This window comes from Pseudoalteromonas sp. Angola-4, assembly GCF_028599265.1.
Taxonomy (GTDB): Bacteria; Pseudomonadota; Gammaproteobacteria; order Enterobacterales; family Alteromonadaceae; genus Pseudoalteromonas; species Pseudoalteromonas atlantica.
In genome coordinates, this window is record NZ_JAQREK010000009.1 from 110,358 (window position 1) to 134,141 (window position 23,784).

Here is a 23,784-nt window from a genome sequence, read left to right on the forward strand (position 1 = left end):
CGGCACTAAAAAAGGCAAACACAAGCTAATGACTGCGCAATTTGAACACGTATCCGTATTAATGGACGAAACCATCGATGCTCTTGCAATTAAGCCAGACGGCATATACATGGATGGTACTTTTGGACGTGGCGGACACTCAGGTCAAATACTTGCTCGACTTGGTGAGCAAGGGCGTTTACAGGCCATTGATCAAGACCCACAAGCAATAAAGTCGGCTGAAAAATTTGCCGATGACGCACGCTTTGCTATAGCTCACACCCGCTTTTCTAACTTATACGATGTTGCAGAGCAAAACGATCTGTTAGGTAAAGTTGATGGCATTTTATTAGATATTGGCGTGTCCTCACCCCAGCTTGATGACGCAGAGCGTGGCTTTAGCTTTATGAAGGACGGCCCTCTTGATATGCGCATGGACCCAACTAGTGGGCGCAGTGCAGCGCAGTGGCTAGCCGAAGCTGAGCTTGAAGACATTACCCATGTAATTAAAACCTACGGTGAAGAAAAATTCGGTAAGCGTATTGCCCACAAAGTACTTGAGGTAAGAGAGCACACGCCAATTACCACAACCAAGCAACTTGCCGATTTAGTCGATGAAGCGGTGCCCGTTAAAGATAAATTTAAACACCCAGCCACACGTACATTTCAGGCAATCAGAATTTACATAAACAGTGAACTGGAAGAAATTCAAACCGCACTGCAAGCCGCTGTAAAAGTATTAAAGCCAGGTGGGCGTTTAGTGGTTATTTCGTTTCATTCACTTGAAGACAGAATAGTGAAGCAATTTATTAGAAAACAGAGTAAGGGAGAAGCGATACCCAGAGGTCTGCCTTTAACCGACGCACAAATAAATAAAAACCTGACGTTAAAAGCAGTGGGTAAAGCTATTAAACCAAGTGCTGAAGAAATTGAGCGTAATCCACGCTCTCGCAGCTCAGTACTTAGGATTGCACAGAGGCTTGGATGAACACTAAAGCGAATCATCGCCAACCCAATTTATTTTTAGAAATATTAAAAGGCCTAGGAGCTAACAAGCTAACCTCGGCCTTGTTGGTTGTGATATTCGCTTCAAGCTTTGCAGTAGTGCAGGTTACGCACTCGGCTCGCGCGCAGCTAATTAAGCAAGATACGCTGCTACAAGAGCGAGATGAGCTCGACCTTGAATGGCGTTATTTACTTGTAGAAGAAGAGTTTTATTCGCAGCATGCGCGCATTGAAGAAGTTGCTACCACGCAGCTTCAAATGAAGCGCCCTACCAGTCAGGATGAACAGGTAATAATAATACAATGAGAAATCGCGGCAAAAAACAGGTCAATAACTTAATCACATGGCGCTTTATGTTGGTGTGCACTGTGGTGTTTTTAGTGTTTGTAACACTGGTGTCGCGTGCTGCCTATTTACAAGTTATTGAGCCAGATAAAGCCCGTTCAGAAAGCGATAAACGCACCGTTCGTGTAGAAAAACTACATGTACAACGCGGTATGATCTTCGATCGTCAAGGCAAAGAGCTTGCTGTAAGTGTGCCTGTAGTCAGTGTATATGCCGATCCTAAAGCATTGCATAAGTCACTTGTTGCTAAAGTTATAAAACAAGCACGTAAAAACGGTGAAGATCTTAAAACGCTTGCAGAAAATGCCGCTGAGCTTGATAAGCGTACTTCTGTTTATTATGAAAATGATCTGCGTTGGCGTGAGCTGGCAGATGTATTACGTATCGAGCCTAAAAAAATAAATTCGCGTTTATTAAATGATCCCACCCGTCGTTTTGTGTATTTAAAGCGCCAAGTTACACCGGCTGTTGCCAACTATATTAGCCAATTACGCTTACCTGGTATTCATTTGTTAGATGAGTCTAAACGTTATTACCCCGCGGGAGAGGTAACGGCCCACATTATTGGTTTTACAAACATTGATGGAAAAGGTATAGAAGGCATTGAAAAACTCTACGAAAATGCCTTAACAGGCGAAGAGGGCCGTCGCACTATTCGTAAAGATGCCCAAGGCCGCGAAGTTGAAGTATTAGATGAGCGTGAGCGTGTAGAGCCTGAAAATATTCAGCTGAGTATTGATCAACGTATTCAAGCAATTGCTTATAAGGCAGTAAAATCTGCTGTACTCACGTATAAAGCGACATCGGGGTCGGCCATGGTAGTTGATGTTAAAACCGGTGAAGTTTTGGCCATGGTAAATAGCCCATCATTTAATCCAAATAATTTGAACGATGCACAACCACATAAACGCCGTAACCGCGCAATTACCGATTTGTTTGAACCAGGCTCAACCGTTAAGCCACTAGCCATTTTAGCTGGGCTAGACTACGGCGCAATTAAAGCCGACGACACCATTGATACCTACCCAGGTTGGATGCGTTTAGGCGGCAGTTTAGTAAAAGATACCCGTAACCACGGTGAAATGACGCTTCGCGAAATTTTAAAGTATTCATCAAACATGGGCGTGGCAAAGGTAACGCAGCAAGTACCTAAAGATTACTTAGTTGGCTTATATCAAAAAGTGGGCTTTGGTAGCGATACCGGCACAGGCATGGTTGGCGAAAGTAGTGGTTTATTTTATCCAAACCGCCGCTGGTCTGACTTTGAAATTGCCACGTTATCGTTTGGTTATGCTATTTCGGTAAGTACGGCGCAAATGGCCCGCTTTTACACCATGTTAGGTGCCGGTGGGATTAATCGTCCGTTAACGATTTTAAAGCAAGACGGTGTGCCAGAAGGCGAGCGTATTTTTAAACAAAAAGACGTAGAAGCCGTTGTTCACATGATGGAAAGCGTGTTTGAAAAAGACGGTACAGCCCGAAACATAAAAGTAGATGGCTACCGTGCGGCAGGCAAAACCGGTACTTCTAAAAAGGCGGTTGCTGGTGGTTACGGTGATGAATATGTAGGTTATTTTGCAGGTGTAGCACCAGCAAGTAATCCACGCTTGGCTGTGGTAGTGATGATAAATGAGCCCGGTGGCGATGTGTACTATGGAGGTGCCACCGCAGGCCCTGCATTTGCAGAAATCGTCTCTAACGCATTAAGAATATTAAACGTAGCCCCTGATAAGGAAGAAGTGGCTTACGTAAAAGGTAAAGATAACGATGCGTGATTTAAAGGCTATTTTAAAATACATCGACATAGATGCACCTTCGCAGCTAGTTAAAGATTTACGCCTTGATAGCCGTGATGTAACCCCTGGCGATGTATTTGTGGCTATAAAAGGCCATGCGCTTGATGGCGGACAGTTTATTGCCAAAGCAATTGAAAACGGCGCTACAGCCATTATTGCCGATAGACTGTGCGAATTTGATGTCACTTTTGAGCCACTGTATTTAGTAACTGAGCTTGATAAAAAACTCCCAGAGCTAGCGAGTCAATTTTATGAAAACCCAAGCCAATCTCTCGATTTAATTGGTGTAACGGGCACTAATGGCAAATCTACAACAACGGCTATGATGGCGCATTTAGCGCAGTTTTGTAGTACCCCTTCGGCCATTATAGGCACATTAGGTTATGGCCACCCCGATACACTTACGCCACTTATTAATACCACGCCTTCGGCTGTTGACTTGCAGCACATATTGCATGACTTAAAACAGCAGCATAAAAAGCTTGTGGCGATGGAGGTTTCATCGCACGGGTTAGTGCAACAGCGTGTGGCACAATGCCAATTTAAAGCGGCGGTATTTACTAATTTATCGCGCGATCACCTTGATTACCATGGCGATATGGCAAGTTATGGCGACGCCAAGCTTATGCTGTTTCGCGATTTTGACCCACAGTTAGTGGTGCTAAATCAAGACGATGGGCAAGCAGAGCAATGGCTTGAAAAATACAGTTTTAATAATCTTATTTGTTATGGCCGTAAAAATTTAGCACCTAAAAATGCACAGTATGTGTATTTTTCTGATGTTGAATATTCTAAAAATGGTATTTCGGCGCAATTGAGCACAAGTTGGGGCGATATTAGCGTAACATCGCCTCTATTTGGTGAGTTTAACTTATATAATTTAACTGCGGCACTGGCAACATTGTTGGGGCTAGGTTATCCGCTTGAGCAGTTAGCCGCCGGATGCGCGCATTTGCACCCCGTTGCTGGGCGTATGCAAGCGTTTAGCGAAGTTAATTTACCCACGTGCGTTGTTGATTACGCCCATACGCCTGATGCACTTGCTCTGGCTTTACAAGCATTGCAAAAGCATGTGCCTGGTGGGGTTAGTTGTGTTTTTGGTTGTGGTGGCGACAGAGATAAAGGTAAGCGTGCCTTAATGGCGCAAGCGGCAGAGCAAAATGCAGATAAGGTTATTGTTACCAGCGACAATCCGCGTTCAGAAAACCCAGATGCTATTTTAGCAGATGTGGCAGCGGGTTTATCGCAGCCTGAAAAAGCCCATTTAGAGGCTGACAGAGCAAAAGCCATTCGCTATGCAATAGAAAATGCAAATGCGGATGACGTTATTTTAATTGCCGGCAAAGGCCACGAGGATTACCAAATTATTGGCGATCAACGTATCGACTTTTGCGATCGCAGTTATGTAAAAGAACAACTAAAAAAAGCAGTAAGAGGGATAACTCAATGATCCCAATGGACTTTGATTGGCTGGCAAATGTGCTAGCAACCGATTATCAAGGTGATAATCTCAATGTAGTAAATATTAATACCGATACCCGCAGCATTTGCGATGGTGAGGTGTTTTTAGCTTTAAAAGGGCCTAATTTTGATGGCCATAAATTTATTGCTGACGCTAAACAAAAAGGCGCTATTGGCGTTATTGTTCAGCATAAAGTAGATGTAGATATTGTGCAGTTTGTTGTTAGCGATACCCGTATTGCACTAGGTAATATAGGTGCGGCAGTTATGGCGCAGGTTAACCCTAAAACCATTGCTATTACAGGCAGCGTGGGTAAAACAACGGTAAAAGAAATGTGCGCCGCTATTTTATCGGTGCACGGAGATGTGCTTGCTACAAAAGGTAATTTTAATAACGATATTGGCGTACCGCTAACGCTATTACGTTTAGAGCCGCAGCACCGTTTTGCTGTTATAGAGCTTGGCGCTAATCATTTAGGCGAAATTGCTTACACTACCGCCATGGCAAAACCCGATGTAGCTGTGGTGTGTAATGTGGCCGCTGCGCATTTAGAAGGCTTTGGTAGTCTAATGGGAGTTGCTAAGGCAAAAGGTGAGATTTTTGATGGCCTAAAAGACGATGGCGTTGCCATTGTTAACTGCGATAGCGAATTTAGCCAATACTGGCTTGATAAATTAAAAGGGCGCACTGTTAAGTGTTTTTCAAGTACTGAAAAACTTGATATTTGGGCTGAAAATATCAGCCTAGATGAAAACGCTCGCGCGAGCTTTTTATTGTGTACACAAGAGCAAAAAGTACCTGTAACGCTTGCTCTTCCTGGTAAGCACAACGTGAGCAATGCCCTTATTGCCGCGGCTTTAACCAGCGAGTTTGATGTATCACTTGAAGAGATAGCCACCGCACTTGCCACCATGGGCGATGTTAAGGGGCGTGTAAACTTAATAAAAGTAACTGATTCACTGACCGTTATTGATGATACCTACAATGCAAATGTTAAGTCGGTAAAAGCAGCAATTGATTTATTAAGTGATATTCAAGGGCACCGTATTTTAGCACTGGGCGATATGGGAGAGCTTGGTGAGCAAGCCAGAACTTATCATCAAGAAGTAGGCGAATACGCAAAACAACAAGGCATTGATGAGCTGTATACGCTGGGTGTGTTAAGTAAATACGCAAGCGATGTATTTGATAAGCCAAACCGTCATTTTTCTAACCGCGAAGAGATGCTCAAGCAAATTCAAACCAGTCTTAATAACACAAACAATAAAACCACGCTTGTGGTGAAAGGATCGCGCAGTTCTCGCATGGAATTATTAGTAACCGATTTAGTAAATGGCCAGCAACAAGCCATCAATGGAGTATCATAATGTTAGTTTGGCTGGCAGAGTATTTAACCCAATATTACAGTGGCTTTAATGTTTTTTCGTATTTAACCTTACGTGCCATTTTAGGCATATTAACAGCGTTAATGATGTCGCTTTATTTTGGCCCTAAGCTCATTCGTTCGTTACAAAAAATGCAAATTGGCCAAGTAGTGCGTGATGATGGCCCCGAATCTCACTTATCTAAAAAAGGTACTCCTACTATGGGAGGCTTACTTATTTTAGGCGCCATATTTACCAGCACCTTATTATGGGCTGACTTATCAAACAAATACGTATGGGCAACCTTATTTGTAATTGGCTCATTAGGTTTAGTGGGCTTTATAGATGACTACCGCAAAGTAATACGCAAAGACCCTAAAGGGTTAATTGCTAAATGGAAGTATTTTTGGCAATCGGTTATTGCTCTAGTGGTGGCAACTGCACTGTATGCTACGAGTACACAAGCGTCAGAAACCTCACTTGTTGTGCCATTTTTTAAAGATGTATTGCCACAATTAGGCTTGTTTTACATTGTAATTACTTACTTTGCATTAGTAGGCACTTCAAACGCGGTAAATCTGACTGATGGCTTAGATGGCCTGGCGATTGTGCCGACTATTTTAGTGGCTGCTGCACTGGCGATAATTGCTTATTTAACCGGTAATATTAACTTTTCGGCTTACTTACATATCCCGCATTTACCGCTTGCTAGTGAGCTGGTGGTTGTATGTACCGCTATTGTTGGCGCTGGGTTAGGCTTTTTATGGTTTAACACTTACCCAGCACAAGTGTTTATGGGTGATGTAGGGTCGTTGGCACTTGGCGGCGCGCTGGGCATTATTGCTATTTTAGTACGCCAAGAGCTACTGCTTATTATTATGGGCGGCGTGTTTGTAATGGAAGCTTTATCGGTAATTTTACAAGTGGGCTCATACAAATTACGCGGACAGCGCATTTTTAGAATGGCGCCGATTCATCATCATTACGAGCTAAAAGGTTGGCCAGAGCCACGTGTTATTGTGCGCTTTTGGATAATTTCAATTGTGCTAGTACTTGCTGGCCTTGCGACATTAAAGATTCGATAAATGCAGTATTTAAACGAGATAAAAAACAAACATATAACAGTGCTCGGACTCGGTGTAACCGGCCTGGGCATTGTGCGTTTTTTATTATCTCATGGTTTTGCACCAAAGGTCGTTGATAGCCGGGTTGCGCCACCAGGTATGGATTGGCTAAGCGAGCACGCTCCTGAGCTTAATACGCATTTTGGTGATTTAGCTAGCGCCGCGCTTTGTAAAACCGATATGATCATCATAAGCCCCGGGCTTAGCTTAAAAATTCCCGCAATTGCTCAAGCAATAGAGTCAGGCATTGAAGTAATTGGTGATGTAGAGCTATTTGCTCGTATAAATACAAAACCGGTTGTTGCTGTTACTGGTTCTAATGGTAAATCAACCGTTGTTACCTTAGCCTACGAGGTATTAAAAGCTGCAGGTTATAAGGTGGCATTAGGTGGCAATATTGGCACTGCGGTATTGGATTTACTAAGTGATGATTTTGACGTGTATGTGCTGGAGCTTTCGAGTTTTCAGCTAGATACCTGCTCAAGCTTAAAACCAATAAGCGCAGCGGTATTAAATATATCTGAAGATCATTTAGATCGTTACGACAGCTACCAAGCCTATATCGACTCTAAATTAAGTATTTATAACAATGCTGAGCTTTTAGTAAGCAACGCAGATGATATTCAAACTAAGCCTATTAGTCGCGCTTTAGCGCCGCAAATGAGCTTTGGCAGCGACCAAGGTGATTACCACTTAGCTGAGCGCAATAATGAGCTGCACTTTATAGTAAAAGGCGAGGCGTACTTACCTGTTAGTACGCTTGCGGTCGTTGGTAAGCACAATTACTTAAATACACTTGCGGTTATGGCGTTATTAAGCCCGTTTGATATTAGTAAAGAGCAGTACGCAGCGGCGCTTTGTCAATTTAATTGTTTAGCGCACCGTTGCCAGTTTGTTGATGAGCAATATGGTGTTCAATACTTTAACGACTCTAAAGCCACCAATGTTGGCGCCACTATAGCGGCAATAGATAGTTTGGCCTCAGATCACGAAAACCTGATTGTAATAGCCGGTGGTGATGCTAAAGGCGCTGATTTAAGTGCGTTAAAGCCATATATAAAAAGTCATGTAAAAGCGCTTGTATGCTTTGGTAAAGATGCAGCAGAGCTTGCTGCTTTAACGAGTAAATCGCACTTAGTAAACACAATGCAAGAGGCGGTATCGCTCGCTAAAGTACTTAGCAAGCGCGGTGACATTGTATTACTTGCCCCTGCCTGTGCCAGCATTGATATGTATAACAACTACATGCAACGCGGTGATGACTTTGTGCAATGTGTAATGGAAGGGCAATTATGATTGCCTTTGCCGATTTAAAAGAAACACTCACCCCAAAACCTTCAGCACAGCTTTACGATGTGCCACTGCTTTATTGCATGTTAATGCTTATAGGGGTGGGTTTTATAATGGTGACCAGCGCCTCAATGCCCACAGCCGAAAGGCTGTTTGATAACTCATACCATATTACCATTCGCCACAGCATGTTTTTAGCGATGGCATTTGTTTTATTTTGGATTGCAGCCAGCGTGCCTATGGATTGGTGGAAACGCTCAAACCCGTATTTGTTGCTGCTTGGTATGGTGCTACTTATTGCCGTGTTAATAATAGGCCGCGAAGTCAACGGCGCTAAGCGTTGGATACCCATTGGACCTGTTGGTTTTCAGGTAGCCGAGGCCGCTAAATTATACTTTTTCAGTTATATAGCCGGCTACTTGGTAAGAAAGCGCGAAGAAGTACAAGAAAATATTAAAGGCTTTGCTAAGCCTATCGCTGTATTTGCGGTATATGCCTTACTTATTTTACTGCAGCCCGATTTAGGAACCGTGGTGGTTATGTTTGTAACAACTGTGGGGCTATTATTTTTGGCCGGCGCAAAGTTATGGCAGTTTTTTGTACTTATTTTAACGGGCGTAGGGCTTGTTGTATTACTGATTATTGTAGAGCCATACAGAATGGCGCGAGTGGTGGGCTTTTTAGACCCTTGGGAAGACCCATTTGGTAAAGGGTATCAGTTAGTGCAGTCGCTTATGGCCTACAGCCAAGGTGGCTGGTTTGGCCAAGGGTTAGGTAACAGCGTGCAAAAGTTACAGTATTTACCCGAGGCGCATAACGATTTTATTTTTGCCGTTATAGGTGAAGAGCTAGGCCTTGTAGGTGTAGCAAGTATTTTATGTGTGTTGGCTGTGTTTGTATTTAGGGCGCTTTTAATAGGCCAACAAGCTTTAAAATGTGGCAAAGAATACGAAGGCTATTTTGCGTTTGCTATTGGCATTTGGTTTGCGTTTCAAACCATGGTTAATGTAGGCGCCAGTGCAGGGTTATTACCGACTAAAGGGTTAACCTTGCCGTTTATTTCGTATGGTGGTTCAAGTTTATTAATAATGACGATTGCCACCGGTATTTTATTGCGTGTTGATTTTGAAACCAAAATGGCAACCAAACAAGCCACCTCACGCGGAGGTAAGCGATGAGTAAAAAATTAGTAGTTGTGGCCGGTGGTACAGGTGGGCATATATTCCCAGGTATTGCTGTAGCCGATTATTTAAAAGAGCAAGGCTGGCAAGTAAGCTGGATAGGCACGCCAGACAGAATGGAAGCGGATGTTGTACCAAAGCACAACATTGAAATTGATTTTATTAATGTAAAGGGCGTACGCGGTAATGGCTTAAAGCGTCTTATTAAAGCCCCATTCATGGTACTTAATGCAATATTGCAGGCGCGTAAGGTATTGAAATCTCAGCAACCAGATGTAGTGCTTGCTATGGGCGGCTATGTAACCGGGCCAACCGGCATTGCCGCTAAAAGTTTAGGCATTCCACTGGTGATTCATGAGCAAAATGCAGTGGCAGGAATGAGCAACAAGTGGTTGGCAAAATTTGCTAACAGAGTACTTGCTGCGTTTCCAAGCGCCTTTGCACCAGGGCAAGCCGAATTAGTCGGTAACCCAGTACGTGCAAGCGTTGCTAATGTAGCTAAACGTGATGTTTCAAGCCCTATTAATATTTTAGTGGTAGGTGGCTCGCTAGGCGCACAAGTGCTTAACCAAACACTGCCAGAGGCGTTTAATTTACTTGCTAAAACAGCGCCAATTAAAGTGTGGCACCAAACAGGTAAAGGCCATATTGAGGGCGTGAAAAGCGCGTATGCGAAAAACAACATTGCAGATGAAGAGCTAAAAGTTGCTGAATTTATAGATGATATGGACGCCGCCTACGCGTGGGCCGATATTGTTATTTGCCGTGCTGGTGCACTGACTGTTAGTGAAATTGCCGCCGCGGGTAAAATGGCTGTATTTGTACCGTTTCCACATGCGGTAGACGATCATCAAACCGCCAACGCAAAATATTTAGTAACCGCAAATGGCGCGCTTTTAATGCCTCAGCCGCAGTTTAATAAAGATTCAATAGTTGAGCTATTAAACCCGTATTTGGCAAAGCCTATATTAATTAAACAAATGGCCAGCAATGCTAAGCAGCAAGCCATTTTAGATGCCACAGCAAGCGTTGCCTCGCACTGTGAGCAAGTAACAAATAAGAGAAAATAAGTGAAAGATAAGTCAATACAAGAACAACAAACTCGACCTGCTATGCGTCGAATAGAAACCATCCATTTTATTGGTATTGGTGGTGCGGGTATGGGCGGTATTGCTGAAGTACTGGCTTTTGAAGGCTACCGCATTACAGGCTCAGATATAGCGCACAGCGCAATGACTGAACGCTTAATTAAAGCCGGTGCTGAAGTATTTATAGGCCATCACGAAAACAACGTAAAAGATGCCAATGTAGTTGTTGTTTCAAGTGCTATTGACGAAACAAACCCTGAGATTATTGCTGCAAAAGCAGCGCGTATACCGGTAGTTCGCCGTGCAGAAATGCTTGCCGAATTAATGCGTTTTCGCCATGGCATTGCCATTGCGGGCACACATGGTAAAACCACAACAACCAGTTTAATTGCCAGCATTTATGCTCAGGCAGGGCTTGATCCTACTTTTATTATTGGTGGCTTATTAAATAGCGCGGGCAGTAACGCAAAAGTGGGCAAGAGCGACTTTTTAATTGCTGAGGCAGATGAAAGCGATGCATCGTTTTTACATTTACAGCCTATGGTATCGGTGATCACCAATATTGAAGAAGATCACATGGAAACCTATGGCGGCAGCCTTGAGAAAATGAAAGACACTTATGTGGACTTTATTCATAACCTGCCATTTTATGGCTTAGCCGTAGTGTGCATAGACTCGCAGGTAGCAAGTGAGCTGATCCCGCGTTTTGGTCGCCCTGTGATCACGTATGGCGAGTCAAAAGATGCCGACTACCGCATGAGCGATTTTAGCCAATCAGCAAGTACTTGTACTTTTACAGTGACACATAAAAGCGGTGAAAGCTTAAGTGCAACGCTTAATATGCCAGGTAAGCACAACGCACTGAATGCCACGGCGGCAATTGCAGTGGCTAAAGATCAAAACATTGCTAACCACGCAATTTTAGAGGCGCTGCAAAAATTTGAAGGCATAGGACGACGCTTCCAGCATTATGGCAATTTTGAAAATGAGCGCGGCAATGTCATGCTGGTGGATGATTACGGACATCACCCATCAGAAGTTGCTGCCACCATTGCAGCGGTACGCGAAGGCTGGCCAGAAAAGCGTTTAGTTATGGTTTATCAACCACACAGGTTTACCCGTACACGCGATTTATACGAAGACTTTGTAAAAGTATTAGCAGATGTAGATCAACTTTTATTACTTGATGTGTACAGTGCCGGCGAAGAGCCTATTGTTGGCGCAGACAGTAAAAGCCTGTGCCGCAGCTTACGTCAGCGCGGAAAAGAGCCTCTACATGTAGCAACGAGCGCAGAGCTTGCGGGTGTGCTGGCAGATAACTTACAAAATAACGACTTAGTTTTAACGCAAGGCGCTGGTAATATAGGAAAATTGGTTAAAACATTAGCGGCAACAGGTATGTCGGTGGAAAAATTAAAGCAAGGTGAAGTATGACGCAAGAAAACGCGCAATTTGGTAAAGTAGCAGTACTGCTTGGGGGTAACTCAGCAGAGCGCGAAGTGTCACTACGTTCAGGGCAAGCGGTGCTTAATGCACTACAAAATGCCGGCGTTGATGCCATTGCTTTTGACCCGCAAAATTGCTCTTTGTGGGAGCTAAAAGAATTACAGGTAGATCGTGTTTTTATTGCTTTGCATGGCCGTGGTGGCGAAGATGGTACAGTGCAAGGCGCACTTGAATTTATGAACTTGCCATACACGGGCAGCACTGTATTAGGCTCAGCCTTGGCAATGGATAAAGTACGTTGTAAGCATTTATTTAAATCTGCAGGGCTAAGCACAGCGCCTTATGCAGTTGTTGATGCTAAAAAAGGCTTTGATGCAAAAGCCATTATGGATGAGTTTAAAAAAGTAATGGTTAAGCCATCGCACGAAGGCTCAAGCATAGGTATGGCGCAAGCAAGTACCGCTCAAGAGCTTGAAGATGCCCTTACACACGCTTTTAAGTTTGATAGCCAAGTATTAGTAGAGCAGTGGATAACTGGGCGCGAATTTACCGTGACGGTATTAGGCGATGAAGTACAGCCTGTGATTGAAATGACGACCCCAAATGGTTTTTACGATTACCAAGCTAAGTATCAATCAAATACAACACAGTATCATTGCCCTGCAGATTTATCGGCGCAAGATACACAGCACTTACAGGCTATCTCGTTAGAGGCGTTTGATTTAGTGGGTGCAAGCGGCTGGGGCCGTGTAGATGCCATGCAAGATGAGCAGGGGAATTTTTATTTATTAGAAGTAAATACAGTCCCTGGCATGACCGAAAAATCGCTGGTGCCCATGGCGGCAAAAGCAAATGGGGCAACATTTGAGCAATTAGTTGTTCGCATTTTGGGGCAAACGCTTTAATATGCATCCCCTTTTAGAAAAAGCTCAACAGTTAAAACAGCAACTTAACTTTAATTGGTCGCTAATTTTTGGTGTGAGCTTTTTTCTGGTGGTAGTGATTGGGCTCGTGCAAATAACTACCGGTGTATCTGATTGGTTAGTAGAGAACAAAGATGCACAAATAAAGCACTTAACAGTGCTAGGAAAGCCCAAATACACTGACGAAAAGGCCATAATAAAAGCAATAAAAAAGGCCGATTTAAGCAGTTTTTTTGAGCTAGATGTAAAACGCGTACAGCAACTGGTAAAAGATTTACCTTGGGTTGCAACCGTATCGGTACGCAAGCAATGGCCCGATACAATACAAGTGTACGTAGTTGAACACGAAGCCGTAGCCCATTGGAATAGCGATTTACTGCTAAACCAAAGTGGCGATGCCTTTGAAGCAAGTAGCGATAAACTCGCCAATGATTTACCGCAACTTTACGGCCCAGAAGGCAGCGAAAAAGAAGCGTGGATTGCCTTTAAGCAGTTTGACGAAATGCTAAAGGTAAATGCGTTAACGTTAAAAAGCTTAGCCCTTTCGGAGCGTTTTTCGTGGCAGTTATGGTTAGATAATGGTGTGCGCTTAAATTTAGGGCGCAAAGACAAAGCAAAGCGAGTACAGCGGTTTATAGATGTGTACCCGCGCATGGAAAAGCGTGCAGATGCACAAATAGATGCAATAGATTTACGCTATGATACCGGCCTTGCAGTTAGCTATAAGCCTGTGCAAGAACAGCAATTACAAAATAAGAGTAAGGCATGACTAAGTCAGCAGAAAGAAACCTAGTGATTGGATTAGACGTTGGTACCTCAAAAGTGGTGGCCACGGTAGGTGAAATCACCGCAGATAACAAGCTCAGCATTGTTGGTGTGGGCAGCCAAGTATCTCATGGTATGGATAAAGGCGGCGTTAACGATTTAAACTTAGTGTCTGAGTCGATTCGCCGAGCAATAGATGAAGCCGAGTTAATGGCCGATTGTCGTATTAGCTCAGTGTACTTAGGGATTTCTGGCAAGCACATACAATGTCAAAACGAAAGCGGCGTGGTTGCTATTAATAATACAGAAGTAACCGATGAAGACATTGAAAATGTAATTCATATAGCGCGCTCTGTGCCCATTTCGGCCGAGCGTAAAATGCTGCATGCATTACCGCAAGAATACAGCATTGATATGCAAGAGGGCATTAAAAACCCCCTTGGTATGAGCGGCGTACGTATGGAAGCACGTGCACACATTATTACCTGCTCAAACGACATGGCTAAAAACATTGAAAAATGTGTTGAGCGCTGTGGTTTAGAGGTTGATCAGCTTATATTTACCGCACTTGCATCGTGTTACTCGGTTTTAACCGATGACGAAAAAGAGCTTGGTGTAGCGGTACTTGATATTGGTGGTGGTACAATGGATATCACTATTTATATTAACGGGGCATTACGTCATTCTTCGGTTATACCAGTGGCGGGTAATCAAGTAACCGGTGATATTGCAAAAATATTTCGTACACCTATATCACATGCTGAGTCACTCAAAGTACAATATGCATGTGCAAGTAGCCAAATGGCCAGTAACGAAGACACCATAGAAGTACCAAGTGTAGGCGGGCGACCAGCACGATTAATGTCGCGCCATACTTTATCTGAAGTGGTAGAGCCTCGTTTTAGAGAATTATTTGAATTAGCGATGGAAGAAATTCGTCGCTCAGGTTTAGAAGACCAAATTGCGGCAGGCCTCGTTATTACAGGCGGGACTGCTAAAATGACTGGCGCAATGGAAGTGGCTGAAGACATTTTCCAAATGCCAGTGAGGATAGGCAAACCAATCGGGATAGTTGGTTTGACAGACTACGTAGACGATCCTTCGTACGCAACCGCTGTAGGTTTGTTACAATACGGGCGCACTATGCAATCGATGAATGCACAAAAGTCGAAAGCAGAGGATAATAATAATTGGTGGAACCGCATTACTAAATGGTTCCAAGGCGAGTTTTAAAGTACTCAAGTCGGAGAGTAAACATGTTTGATATGATGGAACAACACAGCGAAGAAGCTGTAATTAAGGTAATTGGCGTGGGCGGTGGCGGCGGTAACGCTGTTGAGCACATGGTAAAACAACAAATAGAAGGCGTGCGCTTTATAGCCGCAAATACGGATGCACAAGCATTACGTAATTCCGCTGCCGATATTACCGTACAACTAGGCACGCAAATAACCTCAGGGTTAGGTGCAGGTGCAAACCCAGAAGTAGGCCGCGAATCGGCTGAAGAAGATGCAGAAACAATCCGTGCCAGCCTTGAAGGCGCAGATATGGTATTTATTGCTGCCGGCATGGGTGGTGGTACAGGTACTGGTGCTGCACCAGTGGTTGCTAAAATTGCCAAAGAATTAGGTATTTTAACGGTTGCTGTAGTAACGCGTCCTTTTGACTTTGAAGGCAAAAAGCGCGCAGCAGCTGCTGAACAAGGCATTAACGAATTGTCAGAAATTGTAGACTCACTTATTACAATTCCGAACAATAAATTGCTTAAAGTTTTAGGTAAAGGGACTACACTGCTAGATGCCTTCGCTAAAGCAAACGATGTACTTTTTGGTGCGGTTCAAGGTATTGCTGAGCTAATTACACGTTCTGGTTTAATTAACGTGGATTTCGCCGACGTACGTACCGTAATGTCAGCAATGGGTACTGCCATGATGGGCACAGCCTCTGCATCAGGCCCAGATCGTGCTCAAGAAGCTGCAGAAGCGGCTATCTCAAGCCCATTATTAGAAGACGTTGATTTAACCGGTGCTAAAGGTATTTTGGTTAATATTACCGCGGGTATGGACATTGCGATTGAAGAATTTGAAATTGTGGGTAACCACGTTAAAGCACTAGCGTCTGAAAATGCAACCGTAGTTGTAGGTGCGGTTATTGACCCAGAAATGAGCGACGAGTTACGTGTAACTGTTGTTGCTACGGGTTTAGGCGGCGATCGTCGTCCGCAGTTTGGTATTGTTGATAACGGCTTTAAAAAGGCATCAGGTTCTGATGTAGCAAGTTCATCAAACCAATCTAGCAGCATGTACGTACCAAGCTTTGCAAGCCAAGGCACAAGCACTGAAGAAACGACGCCAAGCACGCAAGTAGAAAGCAAAGAACAAGCGCCATCTACAAGCTCAAGCAACACGGCAAGTTCATCAGCGCAAAACAGTAAAAAAGCGGATAAATCAGAAGGCGGAGATTATTTTGATATTCCGGCTTTTTTACGTAAGCAGGCTGATTAACATCTGCTAATGCTTTTGTTTGAAATATGTACAAATATTGAAAGGCAAAAGGATTTATGTTAAACTCCGCCGTCTAACTGTAACTGATTTAAAAGTGAGCGAACCTATGATTAAACAGCGTACGATTGCACAAGTAGTCAAAGCCATAGGAATTGGACTTCATAAAGGTGAGAAGGTCACAATAACTCTCCGACCTGCGAGCGCAAATACCGGGATTGTATTTCGTCGTGTCGACCTTGATCCGGTTGTTGATTTTGAAACAACACCTGAAGCCGTTGGTGATACGCAGCTGTGTACCTGTTTAATTAACAAAGATGGCGTTCGCTTATCAACGACTGAGCACCTAATTGCAGCGGTTGCTGCAATGGGTATCGATAATTTAATTGTTGAATTAGACAGCTCAGAAGTGCCGATTATGGATGGTAGTGCATTACCGTTCATTTATTTGTTACAAAAAGGCGGCATTGAAGAGCAAAATGTTGCGAAACGCTTTATTCGTATAAAAGAAAAAGTACGTATTGAAGAAGGCGATAAATGGGCCGAAGTAGAACCATATGATGGTTTTCATATCGACTTTGAAATTGCCTTTGATCACCCGGCCATTAATGAAAGCCGCCAGCGCATTGGTTTAGATATTACTGCGCAAAGCTTTACTGAAGAAATTAGCCGTGCACGTACGTTTGGTTTTATGAAAGACATTGAATACATGCATGCTAATAACCTAGCACTTGGTGGCAGCATGGACAGCGCAGTAGTACTTGATGACTTTAAAGTACTAAACCCAAATGGTTTGCGCTACAGCGATGAATTTGTAAAACACAAAATATTAGACTGTGTGGGCGACATGTTTATGACAGGTCATAACCTACTAGGTAAAGTAACGGCTTATAAATCGGGTCACGATTTAAATAATAAGTTACTTCGCAAAATTATGGCAACAGAGTCAGCATGGGAGTGGGCAACATTTGAAACGCCTGTTACGATGCCTGCACCCGGCCTTGAATTAGCGACGGCCTAATTTAGTATTTTTTAAAAATACACGCTCACAAACAGTTATAAAAAATGACGCTTAATAGCGTCATTTTTTTTGCCTTAAATTAGCGAATTGCAGCTAATTACTATTAATTTTTAATAATTAACGCGCAGCTTAAAGCGCTAAAATTGTTGGTAACTGTGCCAGTTCATTTATGGTGTAGGTTGGGCTTATGCCTGCTGGTAACTGCTCGCCTGGGTGCTGTAGCCAACAGGTATCAATACCGGCATTATTGCCTCCTAAAATATCGCTAGAGGCAGTGTCGCCCACCATTAATATTTTGCTTTTGTCTGGGTTACCCATAAGCTCAAATGTGTGCTCAAAAATAGCCTTGTTAGGCTTAACAATGCCTACCAGTTCCGAAATAACCAACCAATCAAACATGTTTTCAAGGCCGGTATGCGCTAGGCGCAGGGCTTGCAAACGTGCAAAGCCATTAGTAATAATACCCAATTGTGCATGCGGTTTGAGTGCATTTAGTAAATCGATTGCGCCAGGGAGTGGTTCACAAATTTGTGCCATAGCATCTAAAAATGCATCGTTTAGCTCTTTAGCGGGTACCCCTAATTTTACAGCCCACTCGTTAAAGCGGGTTACTTGTAAGTAATCGGCGCTAATTTTTCCATCTTGATAATCTATCCACAGCTGCTTATTAGTTTTTTGGTAATGGATGTAATCAGCTTGAGTAAACTCAATGTTGTACGCTTTAAACATGCGGGTCATCCCCGCTAAAATATCAAACCTGAATAGTGTTTCGTCTGCATCAAACAGTACATAACTGTATTTCATTAATTTTCCTGATAAAGGCTAGGGTGTAAAAAAGGAGCCATAGCTAAGGTAAGCGCTTGGGTGTAGGTGCTTTGACGAGTGGCATGATTGTTTGTGAGAAGCCCTATCGCGCCGCCTTTTTGCTTAACATTATGGGTGTTAAATGCTTTATCCATCACATCGCCAAGCTCTTCTCCGCTTAGCAGCGCGTTATATAACACTTGCGGTAGCGGCAGGTTACTGCTGCGCCCTATCGCTTGCTCAGAGCCATTATTAATAACAACATAGGCAAAGGTTGCAGCACCATAGCTAAATTGCTCTGCACCGCCTTCCATTGCACAGTAGTAATCTGCTTGGTACATGCTTTTACAGTAAGTAACTCGGTTTTGTGCGCCGATACGGGTTTGTTCCTCGCCAATTGGTTGATCGGGAACATTTGAGGGAGCATCAACGCCTTGGCAATCAATTTCATAACTAGGAAAGTACATTGCAAAAATATGTTTTGCAGCGTTAATTTTTACTGGGTTTTTAGAACCCACAATAATTTTTAATGAGTGCGACACGTTTTCCCTCACTGTTAGCAAAAGCAGCAGTGTACGTCAGAAGTGTAAATCATAAAAGAGGGGCTAAATGGGTATATCTAAAGGGGCTAGGTTTTCAAGAGCTCGCTTTTTAACAATAATGTCTTTAATAAGCGGAGTAAGCACCAGCTCCATTGCTAAACCCATTTTACCGCCTGGCACCACAAGGGTATTTATACGTGACATAAAGCTGCCTTCAATCATCTGTAAATAATACGGAAAATCAACGTCATCAATTCCTCTAAAGCGAATAACCACAAAGCTTTCATCTAGCGAAGGTATATCTTTTGCGCTAAATGGGTTTGACGTATCAACCGTTGGCACACGTTGAAAGTTAATATGGGTGCGCGAAAACTGCGGTGTGATGTGGTTAATGTAGTCATCCATACTGCGTACAATGGAGTCCATTACTTTTTCGCGAGAGTGGCCGCGGTCTTGCGTATCGCGGATCAATTTTTGGATCCATTCAAGGTTAATAATAGGCACCATGCCTATAAGCAGATCCACGTGCTTAGCTACATCATGATCCTGATCAACCACGCCACCGTGCAAGCCTTCGTAAAACATTAAATCAGTGTTTGTTTCAAGATCTTGCCAAGGGGTAAACGTCCCCGGTAATTGATTATAAGGCACTGCTTCGTCAAAGGTATGTAAGTATCGGCGCAATTTGCCTTGGCCTGTTTCGCCGTAGGTACCAAATAAGGTTTCTAATGCGCCAAAGTCATTGGCTTCACGGCCAAAATAACTTATGTGTTTACCTTCTTGTTGTGCTTCGCGTACTTTTTTATCCATTTCTGGGCGCGTGTAACGATGAAAGCTATCTCCTTCGATAAAAGCCGCATCAATGTTGAGGCTACGAAAAATATGTTTAATTGCATTGGTGGTAGTGGTAGTTCCCGCACCCGACGAACCTGTAATAGCAATGATAGGATGTTTAGCTGACATGTATTTTCTCTTTTTTAGGACCAAGTTAGTTATAAAGAGTTGACTGACTTAGGTCAAGTGACGCCATCGGCAAATAACGTTATCATGAGGTGCTTAAAAATAAAACGAGAGAAAGCATGAAACTTATTAAACCATGGCTTGGGCTAGTCTCTTTAGCGGCGCTAAGCCTTGCTACAGCGCAGGCTAGCATGCCTAAAAGCCAAATATTACTTGCTGATTTAAATACACCCTACGGTATGCAAGTGAGTATAGTGAGCGACAAAAACAGCTATAACAACCAACCTTATTTAACAAACCAGGGTATTTATTTCACCCATGAAGTTATTTCAAGCGAGCAAAGTCAAACCGATATTGCCTATTATGATTTAGCAACCAAGCAAGTAAGCAACATAACAAATACGCCAGTGAGCGAATATTCGCCCACTGTTATGCCCTCAAAACAAAGTTTATCGGCCATTGTGGTAGAGCAAGATAGCAAACAAAAGTTGTGGCAATACCCACTCGATAATGAGCAAGCACCGAGCCGTATTTTTGATTGGATTGAACCTGTTGGTTACCACGCATGGGGCGCTCAAAGCGACTTAGTGATGTTTATTTTGGGTGAGCCACATACTTTGCAATATACTTCGGCTGCTGCGGCAAAAGGCGAGGTGGTAGCAAGTAACATAGGGCGTACGCTTATTTATAACAGTAAAACCGCAACATTTTTATTTAGTTACACGAAAAATGATCAGCATATTTTAGCAAGCTTTAACCCGCAATCTAAACAGGTAGAAGATTTACTTAGATTGCCAGAGCAAGTACAAGACTTTATTTTAAAAGATGCTAATACAGTGGCTTATGCGGTTAAAAACCGTGTATATATGCGTAATTTAAGTGGCAGCGATGAGGTTTCTCAATGGCTTAACTTAAGCCCATATTGCGAGACAAACATAACGCGAATGAGTTATAAAAACCACAAACTTGCCTTTGTATGCGATGTAAAATAATTCGGACTTTGCAGCGCGTATAGGCTAATGTAATGCACAATTAAACATTAAAGGGATCACCACGTGGCTTATAGTGCAGATGAGTTAACAGAGCAGCTCATTCAGTTAAAGTGCAGAAGCAACTTTAAAATTAAAAACATTGCTGAGTACATGTTAGCAAATTCTAAAGAAGCAATTTATACCCACAGCGAAGCGGGTAAAGGCAAAATAATTATTCGCCCAGCCTTTGAAGTGTTTAGCGATGATTTTGCAACAATTGATGAGGTAACACGAGTACAAGGTTATTTTCATAGTAGTGAGATGACACGCTTTCCTACACGTATTCACAAAAGTGCGCAGCCGATTCACTATGGTGTGGCCTTTAAAATTAACTCAGAGCAAGCAGCAAAAGACTTTATTGCCAAGCTAACACAGATTATTAACGGGTAAATAAAAGCCGCTGAGTGAATAACTCAGCGGCTTTTTTAATTATACTTATTTACTTTTAATTAAGCTTATTTGCTTTTTAAAAAGTCATTAACTGATGCCAGTTCACGCTCTTTAAGCGCAATACAGTCATGGGTACTTTCTTCAAGCTTGCTTAGCGTACGCGCGTAGCCCGGTGTTTCTTCAATTTTATCTTTAAAGAATGCTTGCGTGGTTGCTAAACTTTGTTCATCACAACGCGCGGTTGTAAAGTACGGTAAGTTAGGCACAAAAAACGGCGGTAAGCTTTGTGTTACCTTGTCGTAATTGTTGTATATCCACTCAATAAATAGTGCTTGGCGTGGCTCGCTATAACTTTGACCCGCTAAAATAGTACGCATATCAGACGCGGTTACTTCGTCGGTTAGGGTGTACGCTAATACTTGCTTTTGTAACTGCGCTTTACCCATAAAGCCCATTGCAGCCAGCATGTTTGTGCGTACTTGTGGATCTTTAGTGGTTTTAAAGGTTGCCATAAATTGATCAAGTAAGGCTTTATCCCCATTATAGGCGGCAAGTTTTAAGTAGGTAGCTGCTAAATACGGATCCACTTTTTGCGGATCGTTTAAGTACACTTGCGTTTGCTCTTTTGCTTTGCTGATCACACGTTGATCTTCGCCATCAAAACCAAGCAAGGAAACAACACCCGCACGTAGTTGCGATACTGCACCGTCTTCGCCAGCTTGTGCTTCTAGTGAGTATTTTTTAGCTGCAGGCATTACTGCACTGCGAATAAACTCAGGCCATAACGCTTCGTTGCTTTCATCTTTAAAGGTATTTTTTTGCGATACCAAGTAGCCCAGCGCTGTATTTGCAACACGAGGGTGATCATCGCTCACAAATACTTCTAAGGTTTGCATTAACTTAGCCGCCGATATTACACCCGCATCAAGTAGTGCATCAGTGGCAGAGAGCAGCGCTAAGCGCTCACGGTCATTAAGTGCTTGCGGAGCATGTTTTATTAGTGAATCAAACTGCGCATCGTCCATTACCCAACGGTAATAACCTAGCGCCCCTTCATCGGGATAAATCCACTGTGGCTCAAAATCAAGTGTTAAGGTTTGGCTTTGCTTATTGAGTAAAATACTGGCTGTTTTTACTTTATCGCCAGCGCCATATTTTATCCCAACAGGGACATTCCAAAGCTGTGCGGGTGCATCTACACCAGCATTAGCAAAGCGACTTTGCGATATAGTAATTTTTTTACCGTCTTGTTTTACATCTACAAGCGGAAAAGAAGACTGTTCAATAAATGATTTTAAAACACTCGCAACATCTTTATTAGAAGCTTTACCTAGTGCTTCCCATAAATCAGCTGCTTCGGCGTTTTTATACGAGAATTTTTTTAAGTAACTTTGAATCCCTTTTTGGAATGCCTCTTCACCAATCCAGTTTTCAACCATAGCCAGTACTGCGCTGCCTTTACTGTAGGCAAGCCCTAAACCATCCATAATATCGGCTTCGGTTTTAATCGGTTTACGAATCGGCTTAGTGCTTAAGCGAGCATCTAATGCCATTACGTTGTTTTGTGGTAAATCAAGGTGAGATTCAAATTCTGGATTAAGCTGCTTAGTAATCTTTGCCGCCATCCAGCTGGCAAAAGCTTCGTTTAACCATAAGTCGTTCCACCACTTCATGGTAACTAAGTTACCGTACCATTGATGGGCAAGCTCGTGAGCAATAATCGACACATTACGCTGTTTTTTACTGCGTGTAGCGGCTGCTAAATCAACCAGTAATATATCTTCGCGGTAGGTTACTAGGCCTGAGTTTTCCATTGCGCCAAAAGGAAACTCGGGTACAGCTACCGAATCGAGCTTTTTATAAATATAAGGAATACCAAAATACGCCTCAAGTGCAGCAAGTACTTTTGGCATGTTCTCTTTTGCGTAATCAGCTAAATGAATTTTACCCTGCGGGGTAATAACACGCCCTGGAATTGGCATGTCTTTTATTTCAAGCTCTTCAAAAGGGCCCACGGCCATAGCCACTAAATAAGAAGGAATAGGTGGCGTTTTATCAAAGTAATGCGTTGTCATCTCGCCGTTAACTGCGGTTTTAAGCTCTGGCGTATTGGCATAAACCTTTTGAGACGTTGGCGCTGTAATTGTTAACTGAAACGGTATTTTATAACTTGGTTCATCAAATACCGGAAATGCACGGCGTGCATCATTCATTTCAAACTGAGTAAATAAATAAGGTGTGCCCTGATCAATTGTTTTGTATAAGCCTACACTTTGGCGATTATACGGCGCAGAAAAATCTATTTTTAGGGTGTACTTACCCGGTTGAATTTGCTCATCACAGCTAAATTTTACTTTTTCTGTTTTTAGCATTTCGTTATTTAAGTCGCAGTTTTCATCGCCTAGTAACTGCGCCATTTTAACAGCGTAAGCCACGCCGTTAAGTTCAATGTAATGAGTGGGTTTTAACACTTCTAGGGCTATTTCTGTCATCCCTGTAAAGGTGTCTTGGCTTGGGTCGAGTGTTAACGACACCTTTTGTGAACTTGGTTTAGCAAGCTTTTCGATAACGAACTCGTTAGCGTTGGCAGTAGTCATTGCTAAAGCAACACTTACTGTTAATAGGCTTTTTAAAAACATAGTGATCCCTAGATTGTTGTTGTTAGAAACTGACTCAAACAGGCATTTCTATGCCCTTAAAAATTGAGATTTAGATATCCTAGCAGTTTTTTTTATGAGAGTAATTTAATAAAGTGGCTGCTTGGATT

At 42.9% G+C, this 23,784-nt stretch carries 21 protein-coding genes; 17 read left to right on the top strand and 4 right to left on the bottom strand.

Going from position 1 to position 23,784, the window contains the following annotated elements; all coding sequences use genetic code 11:
* The first annotated feature begins 28 nt into the window (after nt 1-28).
* The 15 genes from rsmH (at nt 29) to lpxC (ending at nt 17,290) form a co-directional block, all read left to right on the top strand.
* Nucleotides 29-967: a 16S rRNA (cytosine(1402)-N(4))-methyltransferase RsmH gene (rsmH, locus tag PSH48_RS12085; RefSeq protein WP_004589408.1), complete on the top strand. Its 939-nt coding sequence runs from the start codon at nt 29-31 to the stop codon at nt 965-967.
* Nucleotides 964-1,290, top strand: coding sequence for a cell division protein FtsL (gene ftsL / locus PSH48_RS12090; protein WP_024033306.1), 327 nt, complete (start codon nt 964-966; stop codon nt 1,288-1,290). Before rsmH ends, ftsL begins: the two co-directional genes overlap by 4 nt.
* A complete protein-coding gene (locus PSH48_RS12095) occupies nt 1,287-3,104 on the top strand; it encodes a penicillin-binding transpeptidase domain-containing protein (RefSeq protein ID WP_273611655.1) in 1,818 nt (605 codons plus the stop codon). The genes ftsL and PSH48_RS12095 overlap by 4 nt, the downstream gene beginning before the upstream one ends.
* Nucleotides 3,097-4,575: a UDP-N-acetylmuramoyl-L-alanyl-D-glutamate--2,6-diaminopimelate ligase gene (murE, locus tag PSH48_RS12100; protein WP_054982316.1), complete on the top strand. Its 1,479-nt coding sequence runs from the start codon at nt 3,097-3,099 to the stop codon at nt 4,573-4,575. The genes PSH48_RS12095 and murE overlap by 8 nt, the downstream gene beginning before the upstream one ends.
* Nucleotides 4,572-5,954 carry a UDP-N-acetylmuramoyl-tripeptide--D-alanyl-D-alanine ligase gene (locus PSH48_RS12105; protein WP_273611656.1) on the top strand — a complete coding sequence of 461 codons (1,383 nt, stop codon included), beginning with the start codon at nt 4,572-4,574 and terminating at the stop codon, nt 5,952-5,954. Before murE ends, PSH48_RS12105 begins: the two co-directional genes overlap by 4 nt.
* On the top strand, nt 5,954-7,036 hold the full coding sequence (mraY, locus tag PSH48_RS12110; protein WP_004589413.1) for a phospho-N-acetylmuramoyl-pentapeptide-transferase: 1,083 nt from the start codon (nt 5,954-5,956) through the stop codon (nt 7,034-7,036). The genes PSH48_RS12105 and mraY overlap by 1 nt, the downstream gene beginning before the upstream one ends.
* Entirely contained in the window at nt 7,037-8,371 is a 1,335-nt protein-coding gene (murD, locus tag PSH48_RS12115; protein WP_273611657.1) for a UDP-N-acetylmuramoyl-L-alanine--D-glutamate ligase, read from the top strand.
* On the top strand, nt 8,368-9,543 hold the full coding sequence (gene ftsW / locus PSH48_RS12120; RefSeq protein WP_004589415.1) for a cell division protein FtsW: 1,176 nt from the start codon (nt 8,368-8,370) through the stop codon (nt 9,541-9,543). The genes murD and ftsW overlap by 4 nt, the downstream gene beginning before the upstream one ends.
* A complete protein-coding gene (gene murG / locus PSH48_RS12125; RefSeq protein ID WP_096740165.1) occupies nt 9,540-10,616 on the top strand; it encodes an undecaprenyldiphospho-muramoylpentapeptide beta-N-acetylglucosaminyltransferase in 1,077 nt (358 codons plus the stop codon). Before ftsW ends, murG begins: the two co-directional genes overlap by 4 nt.
* A gap of 42 nt (nt 10,617-10,658) precedes the next feature.
* Complete coding sequence (gene murC / locus PSH48_RS12130) at nt 10,659-12,068, top strand: UDP-N-acetylmuramate--L-alanine ligase (RefSeq protein WP_443197871.1); 1,410 nt, start codon at nt 10,659-10,661, stop codon at nt 12,066-12,068.
* Nucleotides 12,065-12,985 carry a D-alanine--D-alanine ligase gene (locus PSH48_RS12135; protein WP_273611659.1) on the top strand — a complete coding sequence of 307 codons (921 nt, stop codon included), beginning with the start codon at nt 12,065-12,067 and terminating at the stop codon, nt 12,983-12,985. The genes murC and PSH48_RS12135 overlap by 4 nt, the downstream gene beginning before the upstream one ends.
* Nucleotide 12,986: 1 nt before the next feature.
* Nucleotides 12,987-13,772: a cell division protein FtsQ/DivIB gene (locus PSH48_RS12140; RefSeq protein ID WP_004589419.1), complete on the top strand. Its 786-nt coding sequence runs from the start codon at nt 12,987-12,989 to the stop codon at nt 13,770-13,772.
* The gene (gene ftsA / locus PSH48_RS12145) at nt 13,769-15,001 is read left to right on the top strand and encodes a cell division protein FtsA (RefSeq protein ID WP_004589420.1); all 1,233 of its coding nucleotides are present in this window, start codon (nt 13,769-13,771) and stop codon (nt 14,999-15,001) included. The genes PSH48_RS12140 and ftsA overlap by 4 nt, the downstream gene beginning before the upstream one ends.
* A 23-nt stretch (nt 15,002-15,024) precedes the next feature.
* Nucleotides 15,025-16,272 carry a cell division protein FtsZ gene (gene ftsZ, locus PSH48_RS12150; protein WP_004589421.1) on the top strand — a complete coding sequence of 416 codons (1,248 nt, stop codon included), beginning with the start codon at nt 15,025-15,027 and terminating at the stop codon, nt 16,270-16,272.
* Nucleotides 16,273-16,378: 106 nt separating this feature from the next.
* Nucleotides 16,379-17,290 carry a UDP-3-O-acyl-N-acetylglucosamine deacetylase gene (gene lpxC, locus PSH48_RS12155; RefSeq protein WP_004589422.1) on the top strand — a complete coding sequence of 304 codons (912 nt, stop codon included), beginning with the start codon at nt 16,379-16,381 and terminating at the stop codon, nt 17,288-17,290.
* A gap of 129 nt (nt 17,291-17,419) precedes the next feature.
* On the opposite strand, the gene yjjG is transcribed toward lpxC, so the two are convergent.
* The 3 genes from yjjG to PSH48_RS12170 form a co-directional block, all read right to left on the bottom strand.
* On the bottom strand, nt 17,420-18,094 hold the full coding sequence (yjjG, locus tag PSH48_RS12160) for a pyrimidine 5'-nucleotidase (protein ID WP_273587168.1): 675 nt from the start codon (nt 18,092-18,094) through the stop codon (nt 17,420-17,422).
* The gene (gene yjjX, locus PSH48_RS12165) at nt 18,094-18,636 is read right to left on the bottom strand and encodes an inosine/xanthosine triphosphatase (RefSeq protein ID WP_064384753.1); all 543 of its coding nucleotides are present in this window, start codon (nt 18,634-18,636) and stop codon (nt 18,094-18,096) included. Before yjjX ends, yjjG begins: the two co-directional genes overlap by 1 nt.
* Before the next feature lie 63 nt (nt 18,637-18,699).
* The gene (locus PSH48_RS12170; protein WP_004589425.1) at nt 18,700-19,599 is read right to left on the bottom strand and encodes a phosphoribulokinase; all 900 of its coding nucleotides are present in this window, start codon (nt 19,597-19,599) and stop codon (nt 18,700-18,702) included.
* A gap of 116 nt (nt 19,600-19,715) precedes the next feature.
* Between PSH48_RS12170 and PSH48_RS12175 the strand changes: the two genes are divergently transcribed.
* Nucleotides 19,716-20,588 (top strand): hypothetical protein, encoded by an 873-nt coding sequence (locus PSH48_RS12175; RefSeq protein ID WP_273587169.1) that lies wholly within the window; start codon nt 19,716-19,718, stop codon nt 20,586-20,588.
* A gap of 63 nt (nt 20,589-20,651) precedes the next feature.
* Nucleotides 20,652-21,017: a hypothetical protein gene (locus tag PSH48_RS12180; protein ID WP_004589427.1), complete on the top strand. Its 366-nt coding sequence runs from the start codon at nt 20,652-20,654 to the stop codon at nt 21,015-21,017.
* Between the two features lie 65 nt (nt 21,018-21,082).
* Here the strand turns inward: PSH48_RS12180 and PSH48_RS12185 are convergent, their stop codons facing one another.
* On the bottom strand, nt 21,083-23,656 hold the full coding sequence (locus PSH48_RS12185) for a M1 family metallopeptidase (RefSeq protein ID WP_273587170.1): 2,574 nt from the start codon (nt 23,654-23,656) through the stop codon (nt 21,083-21,085).
* Nucleotides 23,657-23,784: the final 128 nt, after the last annotated feature.

Bases quoted from the DNA above. Each gene is read 5' to 3' on its own strand.
- rsmH (WP_004589408.1), top strand. From the start codon at position 29: ATGACTGCGCAATTTGAACACGTATCCGTATTAATGGACGAAACCATC.
- ftsL (WP_024033306.1), top strand. From the start codon at position 964: ATGAACACTAAAGCGAATCATCGCCAACCCAATTTATTTTTAGAAATA.
- PSH48_RS12095 (WP_273611655.1), top strand. From the start codon at position 1,287: ATGAGAAATCGCGGCAAAAAACAGGTCAATAACTTAATCACATGGCGC.
- murE (WP_054982316.1), top strand. From the start codon at position 3,097: ATGCGTGATTTAAAGGCTATTTTAAAATACATCGACATAGATGCACCT.
- PSH48_RS12105 (WP_273611656.1), top strand. From the start codon at position 4,572: ATGATCCCAATGGACTTTGATTGGCTGGCAAATGTGCTAGCAACCGAT.
- mraY (WP_004589413.1), top strand. From the start codon at position 5,954: ATGTTAGTTTGGCTGGCAGAGTATTTAACCCAATATTACAGTGGCTTT.
- murD (WP_273611657.1), top strand. From the start codon at position 7,037: ATGCAGTATTTAAACGAGATAAAAAACAAACATATAACAGTGCTCGGA.
- ftsW (WP_004589415.1), top strand. From the start codon at position 8,368: ATGATTGCCTTTGCCGATTTAAAAGAAACACTCACCCCAAAACCTTCA.
- murG (WP_096740165.1), top strand. From the start codon at position 9,540: ATGAGTAAAAAATTAGTAGTTGTGGCCGGTGGTACAGGTGGGCATATA.
- murC (WP_443197871.1), top strand. From the start codon at position 10,659: ATGCGTCGAATAGAAACCATCCATTTTATTGGTATTGGTGGTGCGGGT.
- PSH48_RS12135 (WP_273611659.1), top strand. From the start codon at position 12,065: ATGACGCAAGAAAACGCGCAATTTGGTAAAGTAGCAGTACTGCTTGGG.
- PSH48_RS12140 (WP_004589419.1), top strand. From the start codon at position 12,987: ATGCATCCCCTTTTAGAAAAAGCTCAACAGTTAAAACAGCAACTTAAC.
- ftsA (WP_004589420.1), top strand. From the start codon at position 13,769: ATGACTAAGTCAGCAGAAAGAAACCTAGTGATTGGATTAGACGTTGGT.
- ftsZ (WP_004589421.1), top strand. From the start codon at position 15,025: ATGTTTGATATGATGGAACAACACAGCGAAGAAGCTGTAATTAAGGTA.
- lpxC (WP_004589422.1), top strand. From the start codon at position 16,379: ATGATTAAACAGCGTACGATTGCACAAGTAGTCAAAGCCATAGGAATT.
- yjjG (WP_273587168.1), bottom strand. From the start codon at position 18,094: ATGAAATACAGTTATGTACTGTTTGATGCAGACGAAACACTATTCAGG.
- PSH48_RS12170 (WP_004589425.1), bottom strand. From the start codon at position 19,599: ATGTCAGCTAAACATCCTATCATTGCTATTACAGGTTCGTCGGGTGCG.
- PSH48_RS12175 (WP_273587169.1), top strand. From the start codon at position 19,716: ATGAAACTTATTAAACCATGGCTTGGGCTAGTCTCTTTAGCGGCGCTA.
- PSH48_RS12185 (WP_273587170.1), bottom strand. From the start codon at position 23,656: ATGTTTTTAAAAAGCCTATTAACAGTAAGTGTTGCTTTAGCAATGACT.